This is a genomic window from Massilia sp. CFBP 13721, assembly GCF_014842025.1.
In the GTDB taxonomy this organism is placed as follows: domain Bacteria; phylum Pseudomonadota; class Gammaproteobacteria; order Burkholderiales; family Burkholderiaceae_D; genus Telluria.
Genome location: NZ_JACYUY010000008.1, coordinates 189,405 through 206,264, shown reverse-complemented (window position 1 = coordinate 206,264; position 16,860 = coordinate 189,405). Strand labels below are relative to the sequence as shown.

The window sequence follows — 16,860 nt, the reverse complement described above, 5'->3', positions numbered from 1 at the left end:
ATTATAGCAGCGGCGTCGGCATTGCGGAAGTCTTAATTTATTTCAACTCTTTAAGAAGCTCTGGTAGATTACCCATTCTGAATCCGATTCTTTTGAGACTATGCTGGGCACTATCTTGCGCGCGGGCCTGCTGCTTGCGCTGGCATTGGCGGGCAGCGCCGGCGCCGCCGGGGGCGACCCGCAACAGGGAAGCCAGCGCAACCTGCGCTTCGAACGCGTGTCGGTCGAACATGGCTTGTCGCAGGAATCGGTCCTGAACATCCTGCAGGACCGCCAGGGCTTCATGTGGTTCGGCACCCAGGCCGGCCTGAACCGCTACGACGGCTACAAGATGACCGTCTACCGGACCGACCCGCAAGACCCCGGCTCGCTGCCCGATGCCTTCATCAACGCTTCGTTCGAGGATGCCGAAGGGCGCCTCTGGTTCGGCACCAAGGGCGGGCTGGCGCGCTTCGACCCGGGAAGCGGCAAGTTCGTGCGCTATGCGCTGGCCGATGCGGGCACGCCCGCCAGCGCCAACCGCAGCGTCAACGCGATCGCCGCCGACCGCAAGGGCTTGCTGTGGCTGGGCACCAGCGACGGCCTGAAACGCTTCGACCCGGTCAGCGGCGCCTTTGCCACGATCCGCCATCCGGGCGACGACGGCGCCCTCGGCGGCGACGCCGTCGGAGCGCTCGCCTTCGACAGCGGCGGCGCGCTCTGGGTCGGCACGGCGCGTGGCGTGGCGCGCCTGGCGCCCGGCGCCGCCCAGCTGGAACACTTCGCGCCGCCCGACGCCGACCCGCGCCGCGTGCGCATCAATGCGCTCTCGGTGGGACCCAACGGGGCGGGGGCGAAAGACACGCTCTGGGTCGGCACCGACGCCGGGCTGGAAGCCTGGGACCTCGCAAAAGGCACGCCCCAGCGGCGCGCGCTCGCCGGGCAGGAGGGCGTGGGCGAGACGCGCGTGGCCGCGCTCTACCACGACGCCGGCGGCACGCTCTGGGTCGGCACCGACCTCGACGGCGTGAAACGGCGCGATCCCGCCAGCGGCTGTTTCGTCTCCTACCGTAACCGGCCGCTCGACCCGCACAGCCTGTCCGACAACCAGGTCAGCGCGATCCGGATCGACCGCAGTGGCACGCTCTGGGTCGGCACCCGGGTGCGCGGCCTGTCGCGCACCGACCTGGCCAGCGGCGGCTTCTCGAACTTCAGCTTCCGTCCCGACGGCGGCTACCGGATCGGCTTCGAAAAGGCACGCGACGTCGCCGTGCGCGCCGACGGCAAGGTCTGGATCGGCACCACCGGCGGCGGCCTGGTGCTGCTCGACCCGGAGAGCGGCGCCACCACGCAGCTGCGCCACCAGCCCGGCCGCGCCGACACCATTCCGAGCGACGTCGTGCACAGCCTGTCCATCGTCGGCGAGCGCCTGTATGTCGGCAGCGCCGGGGCGCTGGCCTGGAGCGACGTGCGCGGCGGGCCGTTCCACCCGGTCGCGCTGCCCGGCCTCGGTACGACCGTGGTGCAAGACGTGCAGCGCACGCGCGATGGCACCTTGTGGGCGGTGACGCGCGCCGGCCTGTACCAGCTGGACGACGACCTGCGGGTGCGCCAGAGCTGGCGCCACGACCCGCGCAATCCGGCCGGCATCGGCGACAACACCCTGTTCCAGATGGTCGAGGATGCGCAAGGCATGCTCTGGATCGGCACCGACAATGGCCTCGACCGCTTCGACCGCCGCAGCGGCGTCTTCACCCACTACCGCCACGATCCCCACAATCCCGGCAGCCTGCGCCACAACCGCGTCTACGCCGTCACCGTCAGCCGGCGCGGCCAGCTCTGGGTCGGCACCGCCGGCGGCCTGCACTTGCTCGACCGCGACAGCGCGGGCAGGGCCGCCTTTCGCCTGGTGCGGCTGCGCGACGCGCCCGAGCCGCTGCCGATCGGCGCCGTGCTCGAAGACGGCCAGGGACGCCTGTGGGCCAGCATGACCGACGGCATCGGCCGCTACGACCCGGCCAGCGGCCAGTACAAGCACTACACGGCCAAGGATGGCCTGAACGAAGGTACCTTCTATGTCGGCTCGAGCGCGCGCGGGCCGGACGGCCAGCTGCATTTCGGCGGCGTCAACGGCCTGGTCTCGTTCATGCCCGCTGCGATCCGCGACAACCCCTATCCGCCGGCGGTGCGGATCACCGATTTCCTGGTCTTTAACAAGCCGCAGCGGCTCGCCACGGCGGTCGACCGCACCCGCGAGATCACGCTGACCCAGCGCGAATCGGTGTTCTCGTTCGAGTTCGCCGGCCTGCACTACGCGGCGCCGGGCAGCAACCGCTACGCCTACCAGCTCGAGGGCTTCGACAAGGGCTGGGTCGATACCGATGCCGCCCGCCGCTTCGCCACCTATACCAACCTCGATCCGGGGACATACGTGTTCCGGGTGCGGGCCAGTAACAAGGACGGCGTCTGGAGCGACGTGCCGGCGGCGGTGACGGTGACGATCACGCCGCCCTGGTGGAAGAGCTGGTGGTTCCGCCTGCTGGCGCTGGCCCTCGGCGCCGCGCTGCTGGCGGCCGGCTACCGCATGCGCATCCGCGCGCTGACCCAGCAAAAGAACATGCTCGAGCGCGAGGTGAGCGCGCGCACGGCCGAGCTGATGCTGCAGAAGGACGCGGCCGAACTGCGCAAGCGCGAAGCCGAGGAACAGGAAGTGGCGGCCGACAGCGCGCGCCGCAACATCGCGCTGCTGTCCGACATCGGCCGCCGCCTGACCGCCAACCTCGACACCGAGGCGATCATGGCCACGCTCTACGAACACGTACAGGTGCTGATGGAAGCGCCGGTATTCGCGGTCGCGGTGGCGCGGCCGGATGGCGCGCTGTTCGACTTCGCCTATGCGGTGGTCGATGGGCGCCGCTGCCCCAGTGCGCAGGGCGACCGGCGCATAGGCGAAGTCGAGCAGCGCCAGCTGGCCGCGTGGTGCATCGAGCACGGGCGCGAGGTGTTCATCAACGAGCTGGCCCAGGACGCCGCGCGCTACCTGCCGGGCGTCGACCCGCAGGAAGTAGCGGCGTACGCGCTGCCGTGCGCGCGCGATGCCGGCTCTGCGCATCCGTTACCGCAGTCTTTCCTGTACGTACCGGTCGCGGTCGGTCAGCGCGTGCTGGGCGCGCTCGGGGTGCAGAGCTTCGCGCCGCGCGCCTACCAGCGCGTGCACCTGGACATGCTGCGCACGCTGGCGGCCTACGTCGCCGTCGCGCTCGACAATGCCCAGGCCTACCGCCAGCTGAAGGACGTGCAGGGCCAGCTTGCGGCGCAGGAAAAGCTCGCCTCGCTCGGCTCGCTCGTGGCCGGCGTCGCGCACGAACTGAACACCCCGATCGGCAACAGCCTGCTGATGGCCAGCACCCTGCACGAAAAGACGCTGCACATCATGCAGGCGCTCGACAGCGCGGCGCTGCGGCGCGCGGAGCTGGAAGGCTACATGGAGGCCGCCGGCGAAGCGTCGCAGCTGATCGTGCGCAGCCTGCACCAGGCCGCCGACCTGGTCAACAGCTTCCGCCAGGTCTCGGTCGACCAGGCCAGCGCCCAGCGGCGCCGCTTCGACCTGGCCCAGGCCTGCCAGGAAATCCTCGCCACCCTGATGAACAAGGTGCGCCTGGCCGGCCATACCCTGACGCTGGCGGTGCCGGGCGGGATCATCATGGACAGCTATCCCGGGCCGCTCGGCCAGGTGCTGATCAACTTCGTCAACAACGCGCTGCTGCACGCCTTCGACGGTCCGGGCGGCAGCATGCGCCTGTCGGCCGAACCCATCGACCAGCACTGGGTACGCATCGTGTTCGCCGACGACGGTCGCGGCATCGCGCGCGAGCACCTGCCGCGCGTGTTCGATCCCTTCTTCACCACGCGCATGGGGCAGGGCGGTACCGGCCTCGGACTGAACATCGCCCACACCATCGCCACCTCGCTGATGAAAGGCGCGATCCGGGTCGAGGGTGCGCCCGGCGGCGGGACCGTCTTCATCCTCGAGCTGCCCTTGCGCGTGGCCGAGGCGCGCGCGCCGGCGCCGGCCGCTGCCTGATGTCCGGTTGATGGCAGCGCTGTGATAGCATCGCTGAGTTCGTTGCCTCGCCGGCATCTCCGCACTCGTCCGCATTCGTCCCAATGGCCAAACCGCTCCAGCTCGTCCAAGTACCTATCCCCGCGCCGCTAGAGGACGCCGAGCGGCCGCCGGCCGGCGTCGAGGTGGCGCCGGTCTTCGCGGCGGCGCGCAGCCGCGGGCGCCTGGGCACGGCGGTGTCGGTGTCCTTGCTGGCGCACGCGCTGCTGCTCAGCATCGCGCTGGGCGGCGATACGCTGGGCCTGCCCGGGCTGAACTTGCCATGGCAGGAAAGGCGCCTGGGCGCCGACGACTTACGCGTGGTGCTGGCGCCGGCGCCGGCGCCGGTAACGGTACCTGTACCTGCACCTGCACCGGCGGCCACCGCGCCGCTCCCACGGGGCGTGGCGCCGGCCGCCGTCGGCGAACGCGCCGCTGCGCCCACCGTGACCGCGCTGGCCATGGTGCCGCCCGCCGCTGTCGACGACGTGCCCGCCCTGGTGTCGATCCCCTTACCAGTCATCGCCCTCGATCCTGCGCCTGCTGCCCCTGGGGCGCCTGTGCCGCCGCCGGCAAAGCGGCCCGAAGTGAACCTGCCGGTTGCGCCCGCGGCGCCCCGGGTGCGTGCTGCCGTTGATGACAAGGCGCCGGACCTGCCACTGCAGGCGAGCGATCCGCTCGAGGACGCGCGGCAGGCGCAGGCGCGACGACAGGCCGAGTTGACGGCGCAGGCCGAGCGGCGCGAGCAAGCCGCGCGCGCCGAGGAAGCGGCCAGGAACGAAGCGGCGCGGTTGGCGGCCGCAGCGCAGGAACAGGCCCGGTTGGACGAACTGGCGCGGCAGGAAGCGGCCAGTCAGGAACTGGCACGCGCCGAGGCTGCGCGCCAGGAGCAAGCCCGATTGGACGCGGCGCGCCAGGACGCGATCAGACAGGAAACTGCGCGCCAGGACGCGGCGAGGCAAGAGACAGCAAGGCAGGATACGCTGCGCCAAGCGGCGGCGAAGCAGGAAGCCGCACGACAGGAAGCGGCGCGGCAGGACGCATTGAAGCAGGAGACGGCCCGCCAGGAAGCGATCAGGCAGGAAGCCGCGCGTCAGGACGCAGCGAGGCAAGAAACAGCAAGGCAGGCGGCGCTGCGACAAGAGGCGGCGAAGCAGGAAGCCGCGCGTCAGGAAGCGGCCCGTCAGGAAGTCGCCAGGCAGGAAGCCGCGCGTCAGGAAGCGGCCCGTCAGGAAGTCGCCAGGCAGGAAGCCGCGCGTCAGGAAGCGGCCCGTCAGGAAGTCGCCAGGCAGGACGCCGCGCGACAGGAAGCAGCAAGGCAGGAAACGCTACGACAAGCGGCAGCGAAGCAGGAAGCTGCACGTCAAGAAGCCGCGCGACAGGAAGCGGCACGTCAGGAAGCCGCGCGACAGGAGGCGGCACGACAGGAGGCTGCACGACAGGAAGGGGCACGACAAGAAGCTGCAAGGCAGGAAGCAGCCCGTCAAGAAGCAGCGCGCCAGGACGCCGCGCGGCAGGAAACGGCGCGTCAGGAAGCAGTCCGTCAGGAAGCAGCGCGCCAGGACGCCGCAAAGCAGGCGGCGGCACGCGAAGAGATGGCCAGGCAGGAGGCGGCGCGCCAGGAACAGGTACGCCAGGAACAGGCCCAACGCGAGCGTGCCGCGCAGGAGGCCGAGCGCGAGGAGCGCCTGCGCGCGATCGGCCGGCAACTCAACCAGGAAGCCGTCCAGCGCGACGCCGCGCGCACGCCCACGACCAGCAGCCTGCGCCGCGGCTGGCTGTTCGGCCGTGCCGACGCCAACGCCGACCTGGTCCAGTACGCGCAGGCGATGAGCCGCAAGATCGAGATGAACATGGCTTTCGACACGGTGCGCGAACTGGTGAAGCAGCGGCACACCCAGCCGGTCGTGACGGTCGCGGTGCGCGCCGACGGTTCGGTCGAGAAGGTGACCTTCGTGGTCTCGAGCGGCGTGCCCGCCATCGACGAGGCGATCAGGCAGGTGGTGGCGGGCCAGGCGCCTTATGGGCCGTTCCCGCCGGCGCTGGCGCGCCAGTACGATGTGGTTGAAATCCGTCGCACGTGGATTTTCGATATGACGATCCGGCTGCAATAAGCCGTAGGGTGGGCACTTGTGCCCACGCGGTCGTGCCTCGGCGAACCGCACAGTTTCCGCAGACCGCGATTTGGGACATACGGTGTGGTACGCCACGGTGCCATACCGCGTGGGCACAAGTGCCCACCCTACGAAAACCCGCTCAGCTCACCAGATTCGTCGCCCGTCCCGCTTGCCACGCCTCGATGTTATCGACCAGCATATCGGCCAGCGTCTGCATCGCCCCGCTGCTGGCCCAGGCCACGTGCGGGGTGAGGATGAAATTCGGCAGGCGCAGGCCCAGCAGCGGATTGTCCTGCGAGGGCGGTTCCTTGCTGAGCACGTCGAAGCCGGCGCCGCCGATCGTGCGCCGCATCAGCGCCTCGGCCAGCGCATCCTCGTCGACCAGGCCGCCGCGCGCGGTATTGATCAGGAGCGCGCCCGGCTTCATCAGGCCCAGTTCGCGCGCGCCGATCAGGTGGCGGGTGGCCTCGGCCAGGGGCAGGTGCAGGCTGATCACGTCCGACGTCGCCAGCAATGCGTCCAGTGCGAGTTGCGTCACGCCGGGTTCGTTCACCGGCGAGCGCGAGGTGGTGGCGACCGTCATGCCGAAGGCCTGGCCGATCTGCGCCACGCGCCGGCCCAGCGCGCCGTAGCCGACGATGCCGAGCCGGCTGCCGGCCAGGTCGCCGATCGGGTGGTCGAGCAGGCAGAAACGGTTCGAACGCTCCCAGCGGCCCGCTTCGACGTCGGTCGCGTAGGCGCGCAGGTTGCGACGCAGCGCCAGCATCAGGGTGAAGCAGTGCTCGGGCACCGAGACGCCCGAATAATTGCGGATGTTGGCGACCGCGATGCCGCGCGCGCGGCAGGCGGCGAGGTCGACGTTGTCGGTGCCGGTGGCGGCGACCGCCACCATGCGCAGGTCCGGCAACTGCTCGAGCGCCTCGGCGCGCAGCGGCACCTTGTTGGTGACGGCGATCGTCGCGCCGCGCAGGCGCTCGACCACCTGGTCGGGCGCGGTCGCGGGATGGTCTTGCCAGTCGTGGTCGAAAACGGGACGCCGTACTTTGGCAAGCAGGCTGTCGCGGTCGAGGAAGACGATCTTGTGCATGGCGCGCTCCAGGAAGGGGTGCGCATATTGTAGAGCATGCGCCGGGGCGGGGTGAAAATCGGCTTTGGTGAAACTGATGGAACGAGAGCCGGGACGAAAAAAGACAGGGCGAACCCTGTCCTTTTTGGGCTATGGTGGGGCTCGAGCGGCCTGTAATTATCTGGCTGTATTCGTGGTCGTGGTGGTGGTGTGCGCAGCGTGGCTGTCGGCCTTGTGCTCGGCCTTCGCTTCGGCGGCGTCGGCCTTGGCGTCGGCTTTTTTCTTGGCCGCTTTCTTGGTGGCCTTGGCCTTGTCTTTCGCGGCGTCGGCTTTCGCCTCGGCGACGTCGGCCTTTGCTTCGGCCGATGCCTTTTCTACCTTGGCATCGGCCTTTGCAACTTCTTTCGCTTCCTTGGCTTCCGCCTTGGTGGCCGGGGTGGTCGTCTGGGTAGCGGTGCTCTGGGCGAATGCCGAGGTGGCGAACAGGCCGGCGATCAGGGTAGCGACGATTTTGCTCATGGTGGTCATTCCTTCATTGAGTGGAAATGCTTGGACCCATCGGATTGGGAACCTGCGCTGCGTTCCCGGTGCTGCTGCCTCCGATAACGCGGGCTGACCCGGCAAGGTTGACGCGAATTTACATCCGGTTACAAACCGTGCCCGCGTATGCGCACAGCACGACCGTTAGCTGCCGTACAGTCGTGTCGGCGCCTCCTGCCTACACTGGCATCAACGGAAAACGCAGGAGTTCGCCATGCCCGATGCCCTCAAGCTGTATAAGTCCAAGCGCGATTTTTCGATCACCTCCGAGCCGGCCGAAGGCGGCGAACCCGGGAAAGAGGCGCTTACTTTCGTGATCCAGAAACATTGGGCCAGCCGCCTGCACTACGATTTCCGGCTCGAGCTCGACGGCACCATGAAAAGCTGGGCCGTGCCGAAGGGGCCGAGCTACGACAGCCACGACAAACGCATGGCCGTGCACGTCGAGGATCACCCGATCTCGTATTCGGATTTCGAGGGCACCATTCCCGAAAAACAGTATGGCGCCGGCAAAGTCATCATCTGGGACAAGGGCACCTGGGAACCCGAGAGCGATCCGCACGAAGGCTACCGCAAGGGCAACCTGAAATTCCGCCTGCATGGGCACAAGATGCACGGCAACTGGGTGCTGGTGCGCATGAAGGGACGCGGCGACCACAAGCAGGAACCCTGGCTGCTGATCAAGGAAAAGGACGAGTACGTACGTCCGGCCGACGAATTTTCGGTCGTCGACGAGATGCCCGACAGCGTCAAGGCGCTGCCCATGCCGGGCACGAGGGAAAAGGTGCCGGCCAAGGTGAAGGGCAAGGCCAAGGCGGAAGACGACGCGTCGGCCGCCGCGCCGAAGCGAGGACGCACCACCAAGGCCAAGGCGGAGGAGGCGGCCAAACCCGCCGCCAAATCCGCTGCCAAATCCGCCGCCAGGGCGGAAGGCCGCACCACCAAAGCGAAAGCCGACGCCGCCGCCGCGCAAGCGGCCGACAAGGCGCGCGACGCCAGCCTGCCCGAAGGCGTGGTCGAGGCGCCGCCGCCGAAGGAATTCGCTCCCGAACTGGCGACCCTGGTCGACGGTCCGCCGGCCAATCCGGAAGAGTGGGTGTTCGAGGTCAAGTTCGACGGCTATCGCATGCTCGCGCGCATCGAGGGCGGCGAGGTCAGCCTCATCACCCGCAACAACAACGACTGGACCGACAAACTGCGCCCGCTGCAGCAGGAAATTGAACGCATGGGGCTGCCGGATGGCTGGTACGACGGCGAGATCGTCGTGCACGATGCGGAAGGCAGGCCGAATTTCGGCCTGCTGCAGCTCGCCTTCGACGGCAGCAACCGGGCCCGGATCATGTACTTCATTTTCGACGCGCCCTATCTTGGCGGCTATGATCTGCGCAAGGTGGCGCTGGTCGAGCGCCGCGCACTGCTCGAAGGCGCACTCAACCAGGCGAAGGCGTCGGAGATCGTGCGCTTCTCGGCCGAGTTCGGCACCGATCCGGAAGGGCTGGTGGTGGCCGCCTGCAAGATCGGCCTGGAAGGCGTGATCGGCAAGCGCCGCGATTCGCATTATGTCTCGCGCCGCTCGCCGGACTGGATCAAGCTGAAATGCGGGCTGCGCCAGGAATTCGTGATTGTTGGGTACACCGATCCCAAGGGTTCGCGCAAGGGCGTCGGCGCGCTGCTGCTCGCTACCCACGACAAGGATGGCGTGCTGCGCTACGCGGGCAACGTCGGCAGCGGATTCAATGCCGAGAGCCTGCGCGACATCCGGGCCAAGCTGGCGGCGCTCGACACCGACGCCAGCCCCTTCCCGCCGCGCACGGTGCCCGGACGCAAGCACCACTGGGTGAAACCGGAACTGATCGCCGAGGTCAGCTTTTCGGAATGGACCGAGGCCGGCGCCGTGCGCCATCCGGTATTCCAGGGCCTGCGCAGCGACAAGCCGGCGGCCGGCATCACGCGCGAACTGCCGACACCCGTGAAGGAGATTGAAATGAGCGATGAAGACGCAGGCGCCAGCACCACCGACGCGCCCGGCATGGTCGAGGGCACGCTGCCGGCCACCCTGAAAATCACCAATGGCGACCGCGTCGTCGACCCGAAAAGCGGCGCCACCAAGATGGACGTGGTCCGTTATTACGCCCTGGTCGGCAACCTGATGCTGGAACACCTGAAGGGCCGCCCGGTATCGCTTGTGCGGGCGCCGTCCGGCATCAAGGGCGACCTGGTGTTCCAGAAGCACGCCGACATCAAGAAGCTGCCCGGCATGAAGCAGCTACCCCAGGCGCTCGACCCGGATCATCCGCCCATGCTCACGGTCGACAACATCGCCGGTATCCTGGCGGCGGCGCAGTGGAACGCGCTCGAGTTCCACACGCAAAATGCCTTCGGCAAGTCCTACGACAAGCCCGATCGCATGGTGTTCGACCTCGACCCGGGCGAAGGCGCCGAGTGGCCGGCGATGCAGGAAGCCGGCTTCGTCATGCGCGCCTTCCTCGAGGAACTCGGCTTGCCGGCGTTCCTGAAAACCAGCGGCGGCAAGGGCTTGCACGTGGTGGTGCCGATCAAGGGCGGCAAGGACTGGGATACGGTAAGAGGTTTTTCGCAGGCCATCGTGACCCACCTGGCCAAGACCTTCCCCGACCGCTTTTCGGCCAAGAGCGGCGCCAAGAACCGGGTCGGCAAGATCTTCATCGACTACCTGCGCAACGGCCAGGGCGCCACCACCGTCAGCGCCTGGTCGGTACGCGCCCGGCCGGGCCTGGGCATCTCGGTGCCGCTGTCCTGGGATGAATTGCCGGGCATGAAATCGAGCGACCAGTGGAACGTCAAGAATGCCCACACGCGCCTGGACCAGGGCAACGATCCGTGGGAAGGGTATGACAAGGCGGCCAAGACGCTGACGGCGGCGATGAAGGCCTTGGGGTATAAAGGTTGAATGCAGGCTGACGTGGGGCTGTTGCCTGAGCCGCTAGCGGTAGGCTGAATCCGCATGGGCTCAAGAGCCCATCCTACGAGAGACGGTACGTATCTTGTAGGATCTCGCTGTTGGCGGTGACCGTAGGATGCGCACTCGTGCCCATGCGGATCAGAGATACCACTAGCTGAGCAGGCAACAGCCCCACCTGCCGCCGAACACCTTACGCCACGACGCGTCCCCGCCGCTCCAGCGCCGCGCGCACCCCACGTCCATACGCCGGATCGGCCTTATCGAACTGCGCCAGCTGGCGCGCCAGGATCTCGTCCGTCACTTGCGCCAGCGGCCCGGCCAGGTTGTCGCACAGGATCTGCTTTTCCTCGGCCGACATCAGGCGGAACAGGTTGCCTGGCTGCGTCGTGTCGTCTTCCTGCCCGCGGAAGTCGAAGCGGCCCGCATTGCCCGCCAGTGGCAATTCCTGCTCACCATGCCCCATGCCGGTCGCACCCCGGCCCACCGCATCGATCGTCGCATAGTTCGGCGCATTGCCGCCGTTATGAAACGCCATCGCGCCGTCGCGCTGCTGGTTGTGGAACGGACAGCGCGGGGCGTTTACCGGCAGGTGCTGGTGGTTGGTGCCGACCCGGTACAGCTGGGCGTCATGGTAGGCGAACAGGCGGCCCTGCAGCATCTTGTCCGGCGAATAGCCCATGCCGGGCGGGACGTTGGCTGGCGAGAACGCCGCCTGCTCGACTTCAAGGTGGTAGTTCAGCGGATTGCGGTTCAGTTCCAGCACGCCCACCGGCTGCAGGGGGAAGTCGCGATGCGGCCAGACCTTGGTCAGGTCGAACGAATTCCAGCCGGTGCGTGCTTCCCAGTCGGCCAGCTGCTGCGGCGTCGCCACCTGCACCTTGACGTCCCACTGCGGGAAGTCGCCCTGCGCGATCGCGTTGAACAGGTCGCGCTGGGCGTGGTCCGGATCGGTGCCGGCGATTCCGACTGCCTCGTCATTGCTCAGGTTGCGGATACCCTGGCGCGTCTTGAAATGCCATTTTACGTAGACCCGTTCGCCCGCCTCGTTGACCAGGCTGTAGGTGTGGCTGCCGAAGCCATCCATATGACGATAGCCGTCGGGCGTGCCGCGGCTGGAAAACAGGATCGTCACCTGGTGCAGGCTTTCAGGCGCGCGACTCCAGAAGTCGAACATCATGTTGGCCGACTTGAGGTTGCTGTCGGGCAGGCGCTTCTGGGTGTGGATGAAGTCGGGGAACTTGATCGGGTCCTTGATGAAGAAGACCGGCGTGTTGTTCCCGACCAGGTCCCAGTTGCCCTCTTCGGTGTAGAAGCGCAGGGCGAAGCCGCGCGGGTCGCGTTCGGTATCGGCACTGCCTTTTTCGCCGCCAACGGTCGAGAAGCGCAGGAAGGTATCGGTTTTCTTGCCTACCTCGCCGAACAGCTTCGCAGTGGTGAGATGGCGGATGTCGTGGGTGACCGTGAAGCTGCCGTAGGCGCCCGACCCCTTGGCGTGCACCACGCGCTCGGGAATGCGCTCGCGGTTGAAGTGCTGCAGCTTTTCGATCAGGTGGAAGTCTTGCAGCAGGAGCGGGCCGCGTGGACCGGCGCTGAGCGAATTCTGGTTGTCGGCGACCGGGATGCCGGAAGCGGTGGTCATGCGTTGGTCGGGCGAACTGCGGGTCATGCTTGCTCCTCATTGCAATTGACGAAATTGATGAGGAGATTCTACGTATGGCTGAGTGAAATATAAATTTGATTGATTAGATGAGATCGATAGCATTTTCCTAAAGACCTAGTGGAAATAGGAGCGCCGCGACTTTGTATCGCGGCGCCGGGAACATCAATAGCGGCGCCCGCTCGTGGTGCCGTTGTAGGTTTGCTTGTTCATCTTGGCCTGGATTTTCTTCCAGATGAATCCAGCGATTGCCATCATGATCATCTTACGCATGGAAAACCTCCTTGTTGGTGGACGGCGCTTGCCGTCCGGTTGAATGGGTTGCTGCTCCTGGCCGCCGGATCGGTCACCCCGGCGACTCGTTCTTGAAAATCCCGCGGATGTTCATTGCCATCAGCGCCACCTGCAGCGAAATCAACGCCCAGGCTTCGTCGTGCACGCCCCAGATGATCCACAGGACATTACTGAGGATGAACATCCAGAAGCCGAAGATACGCTTGCCTGCATTTTTCGAACCGATCATGAAGGCGGCATACAGGCTGACCGCCATCGCGGGCCATTGGAGGAAGTCGAGGAATCCATCCATCCTTCAGGCTGCCTTCTTGCGGCGCGCGGGCGCCTTGGTTGCGGTGGTGGCCGTGGCTTTCTTTGCAGCAGGCTTTTTGGCCGCGGTCGTCCGTTTCGGCGCCGCCTTGGCGGCGACCGCCTCGCGGCTGCTCGCCGCGGTCTTGCGTGCACGCGGCGCCGCCGGGTCGTTATCCCCGTCGTCCTCGTCGTCCGCTTCCGGCTTGCGCGCGCGCTTCGGTGGCGGCGGTTCGTCGTCCTCGTCGTCGTCCGCGGCCGCGGTTTTGCCCGGCTTCTTGCCCAGGCTGGCCTGCAGCAGCGCGACCAGGTCGATCACGTTGGTGGCCTTGGCCGGTTTCTCTTCCTTGTCCGGCATGGTGATGGTCTTGGTCTGCTTGGCCTTGATCTTGCGCTCGATCAGGGCCAGCACGTCTTCGCGGTAGGTGTCGTGGTATTGCTCCGGCTCCCATTCCTCGCTCATGCCCTCGACCAAGGCCATCGCCATCTTGAGTTCCTTGTCGGTGACGGCGGCGCCTTTCGCATTCTTGGTCGGGATCTTGAGTTCGCCCGGGTCGCGGATCTCGTCGGCGTAGCGCAGCGTGTTCATGACGATCGTGTTGCCGACGCAGTGCAGCGCGGCCAGGTGCTGCTTAACGCGGATGACGACGGTGGCGATGCCGATCTTGCCGACCTTTTTCAGGGTGTCGCGCAAAAGCGCGTACACCTTGTCGCCGCCCTTGCCGGGCGCCAGGTAGTAGGGCTGGTCGTAGTACAGCAGCGGCACGTCGCCGGCGTCGACAAAGGCGAGGATGTCGATGGTCTGGGTCGCTTCCGGATTGGCGCGGCGCAGGTCTTCGTCGGACAGCACCACGTATTCGCCGTCGCTGTATTCGTAACCCTTGATGATGTCGTCCCAGCCGACTTCCTTCTCGGTGTTCTTGTTGTAGCGCTTGAACCCGATCGGGGAGAAATCGCGGCGGTCCAGCATGTGCAGGTCGAGCCCCTTGTTGCTGGTTGCCGGATACATATCGACCGGGATGTGCACCAGCCCGAAGCTGATCGCACCTTTCCACAAGCTGCGTGCCATACGATTCTCCTTGTGTTGGTCGTCGTTATTCGCCCACGCTGCCCGTCACCGGCAGCACGATGCCCGTGATGTAGCTCGAGCAGGCGTTCGAAGCCAGGAACACATACGCCGGCGACAGCTCTTCCGGCTGGGCGGCGCGCCCGTAGGTGGTGCTCTCGCCGAAGTGGACGATCTTGTCCGGCGACTGGTCGGCCGGGTTCAGCGGCGTCCACACCGGGCCGGGCGCGACGCAGTTGACGCGGATGCCCTTGTCCAGCAGGTTGGCCGCCAGCGACATGGTGAACGCGTGGATCGCGCCTTTCGTGCTCGAATAGTCGAGCAGCAGCTTGGAACCCTTCAGGCCTGTCACGGAACCGGTATTGATGATGGCTGCGCCGCGCTTGAGGTAGGGCAGGGCGGCTTTCGCCATGTGGAAGTAACCGTAGATATTCGTGCGCATCGTTTCGTCGAAGCGCTCTTCGGTGATGTCCAGCAGCGTGTTGGCATGCATCTGGAAGGCGGCGTTGTTCACCAGCACGTCCAGGCGGCCCCACTGACCGACGACGGCGTCGACCGCCTGCTGGCAGAAGTCCATGTCCTTGACGTCGCCGGCGATCGTCACGCAGCGCCGGCCCTCGGCTTCGATGCAGCGCTGGGTTTCGGCGGCGTCTTCGTGTTCGTTCAGGTAGAGGATGGCGACGTCGGCGCCTTCGCGCGCGAACAGCACCGCGACCGCGCGGCCGATGCCGGAGTCGCCACCGGTGACGATCGCGACCTGGCCTTCGAGCTTGCCGCTGCCCTTGTAATGTTCGGCCATGAAACGGGGCCGCACTTCCATCTGCGCTTCGAGGCCGGGTTTGGCCAGGTGCTGTTCGGGCATCGGCGGCACCGGCTGTTGGGCGCCGATCTGCACCGGTTTTTGTCCTTCCTCCTCCTTGCCGCTGGCGTCGATCTGGTCCTGGCGGTTCTGGATTGCCTTCTGGTGGTTCGCTACATCGTCCTGGTTGGCCATTGCGCTTCCTTCCCTCTGCATTGTTCGAGACCGGCCCAGTATCGGCCGCACAATTGGACGCGACGGTGCGCTCCCACACACAGGCGGCCACTTCGCGCGCGGTTTGCCTGTTCGGCGAACCCCGTTTATGTCAAAATCGGCATCGTTGTGTAACAAATATGCACGTCAAGGAGAGCACCATGTCCCAGCAGGTCACGCCGCAAGGCCAACACACCGGGCTGTTCGTCAACCCGGCGGCCGGGCGCCGTGCCGATTTCGAGGCCGCCTGCGGCGCCCAGTTCGCGCAACTGGCGCTGGTCGACAGCGCCGACGCCGCGCTGGCCGAGGTCGACCTCAAGCCAATCGACCTGCTCGTCATCGACCTCGAGCGCTTCGACCCGGAACTCGACCATGCGGGCCTGTCCCGCCTGGTGACGGCGCGCGCCGGGGCGCCCACGTTTGTGCTGTGCCCGTTCGCGAATGCGCGCTGGCTGCCGGCGCTGATGGCTTGCGGTCCGGTCGAGTACGCGATCGCGCCGCTCGGCGAAGAGGCGCTGCGCGCGGCGATCGGCGCGCGTCTCGCCGCCGGGCCGACCGTGCTTGCGGCGCCGACGCCGCGCGAGCAGGAACTCGACGCCCTGCAAGCCTTGCGGGCGCGCGTGCGCCAGGCCCTGGCCGAAGGGGAGGAGCTCGACGCCCTGGCCGAGCGGCTGTGCCAGGCCCTGTGCGGCTGGCCCGGCGTACTCCACGCCGCGCTGTTCTACCTGCAGCCGGGCGGCGACCTGCAGCTGCAGGCGCAGCAGGGCGAGCGCAACCTGAACCTGGCCAAAGTGCTGGGACGCGCCGAGCGCCTGCTGCAGTCGCCGCTGCGGCATGCTTTTCCGGGCCTGGTCGCCGCCGCCGGCAACACGATCGCGCTGCTGGACGACCTCGACAAGCCGGGCGAACCGGCACTGGCCGAAGCACTGCGCGAACACGGCGTCGGGATGGTGCTGGCGCTGCCGATCCCGTCCGACGGCCCCGGCGCGCCGCGCGGTTCGCTGTGCCTGCTGTTTCGCGACGCGCGCGCCTTTTCGCGCGACGAACTCGACGCCCTGGCCGAGCTGTGCGACCTGGCCGCGGTCGGCCTGCGCCTGGCCGATATGAACCGCGAGAGCGAAGCGATGCTGGCGCAGGTGACGCACCTGTCCACGCTCGACGCCCTCACCGGCATCGCCAACCGGCGCCATGGCGAAACCCTGCTGGAACAGGAAATCAAGCGCGCGCGCCGCTACAAGCATCCGCTGGCCCTGATCGCCTTCGACATCGACCGTTTTAAAGGCGTCAACGACCGCTATGGCCATCCGGTGGGCGACATGGTGCTGCGCGCCGTGGCCGAGGCCGCCCAGAAGCTGGTGCGCGCCAGCGACGTGCTGGTACGTTCCGGCGGCGAGGAATTCCAGGTGATCGCACCGCACACCAGCGCCATCGACGGCCTGAAGGTGGCCGAAAAGCTGCGCACGGCGATCGAGGCGACTGCCATGCCGGGCGTCGACCAGGTCACCATCAGCCTGGGCGTGGCGCAGCTCGGGGAGCATGAGAGCGCCGATTCGCTCACGGTGCGCGTGAACGCGGCGCTGGCAAGGGCCAAGCGGGCGGGGCGCAATTGCGTGGAATTGGCAATGGGATAGGTGTGCCGGGGGTGGTGTTGCGGAACGCGTCGGCGATCCTTCGAACACCCCCGGTGGGCATGCCCACCCTGCGTACGCCGCTGCCACGCTTGTGTAGGGCGGGCATGCCCGCCTGTGACTCCTGCATATGACAAACGCTCGCAGCGGCCACGTCGTCGCCGCCCCGC

10 protein-coding genes are annotated in these 16,860 nt (G+C 67.1%); 4 read left to right on the top strand and 6 right to left on the bottom strand.

The genetic code is table 11. The features are described 5' to 3' along the window. Positions 1–100 precede the first annotated feature (100 nt). Entirely contained in the window at positions 101–4,063 is a 3,963-nt protein-coding gene (locus IFT60_RS10635; RefSeq protein ID WP_192051942.1) for a sensor histidine kinase, read from the top strand. 83 nt (positions 4,064–4,146) lie between these two features. Further along, entirely contained in the window at positions 4,147–6,195 is a 2,049-nt protein-coding gene (locus tag IFT60_RS10630) for a histone H1-like repetitive region-containing protein (RefSeq protein ID WP_192051941.1), read from the top strand. Positions 6,196–6,337: 142 nt separating this feature from the next. Here IFT60_RS10630 and IFT60_RS10625 read toward each other — a convergent pair whose 3' ends face one another. Both IFT60_RS10625 and IFT60_RS10620 read right to left on the bottom strand, forming a co-directional pair. Next, the gene (locus tag IFT60_RS10625) at positions 6,338–7,285 is read right to left on the bottom strand and encodes a D-2-hydroxyacid dehydrogenase (RefSeq protein WP_192051940.1); all 948 of its coding nucleotides are present in this window, start codon (positions 7,283–7,285) and stop codon (positions 6,338–6,340) included. Positions 7,286–7,441: 156 nt separating this feature from the next. Further along, positions 7,442–7,783: a hypothetical protein gene (locus tag IFT60_RS10620; protein WP_192051939.1), complete on the bottom strand. Its 342-nt coding sequence runs from the start codon at positions 7,781–7,783 to the stop codon at positions 7,442–7,444. Positions 7,784–8,018: 235 nt separating this feature from the next. Here IFT60_RS10620 and ligD point away from each other — a divergent pair, with 235 nt between their 5' ends. Beyond that, a complete protein-coding gene (ligD, locus tag IFT60_RS10615) occupies positions 8,019–10,733 on the top strand; it encodes a DNA ligase D (RefSeq protein WP_192051938.1) in 2,715 nt (904 codons plus the stop codon). A gap of 202 nt (positions 10,734–10,935) precedes the next feature. On the opposite strand, the gene IFT60_RS10610 is transcribed toward ligD, so the two are convergent. The 4 genes from IFT60_RS10610 to IFT60_RS10595 form a co-directional block, all read right to left on the bottom strand. After that, positions 10,936–12,411 carry a catalase gene (locus IFT60_RS10610; RefSeq protein WP_192051937.1) on the bottom strand — a complete coding sequence of 492 codons (1,476 nt, stop codon included), beginning with the start codon at positions 12,409–12,411 and terminating at the stop codon, positions 10,936–10,938. Positions 12,412–12,748: 337 nt separating this feature from the next. Continuing rightward, a complete protein-coding gene (locus IFT60_RS10605) occupies positions 12,749–12,988 on the bottom strand; it encodes a hypothetical protein (RefSeq protein ID WP_192051936.1) in 240 nt (79 codons plus the stop codon). Between the two features lie 3 nt (positions 12,989–12,991). Then, the gene (ku, locus tag IFT60_RS10600) at positions 12,992–14,053 is read right to left on the bottom strand and encodes a non-homologous end joining protein Ku (protein ID WP_192051935.1); all 1,062 of its coding nucleotides are present in this window, start codon (positions 14,051–14,053) and stop codon (positions 12,992–12,994) included. A 25-nt stretch (positions 14,054–14,078) separates the two neighbouring features. Continuing rightward, positions 14,079–15,044 (bottom strand): SDR family oxidoreductase, encoded by a 966-nt coding sequence (locus IFT60_RS10595; RefSeq protein WP_192051934.1) that lies wholly within the window; start codon positions 15,042–15,044, stop codon positions 14,079–14,081. A 179-nt stretch (positions 15,045–15,223) separates the two neighbouring features. On the opposite strand from IFT60_RS10595, the gene IFT60_RS10590 reads away from it, so the two are divergent. Then, positions 15,224–16,693, top strand: a complete 1,470-nt coding sequence (locus IFT60_RS10590; protein ID WP_192051933.1) for a GGDEF domain-containing protein — start codon at positions 15,224–15,226, stop codon at positions 16,691–16,693. Positions 16,694–16,860 lie beyond the last annotated feature (167 nt).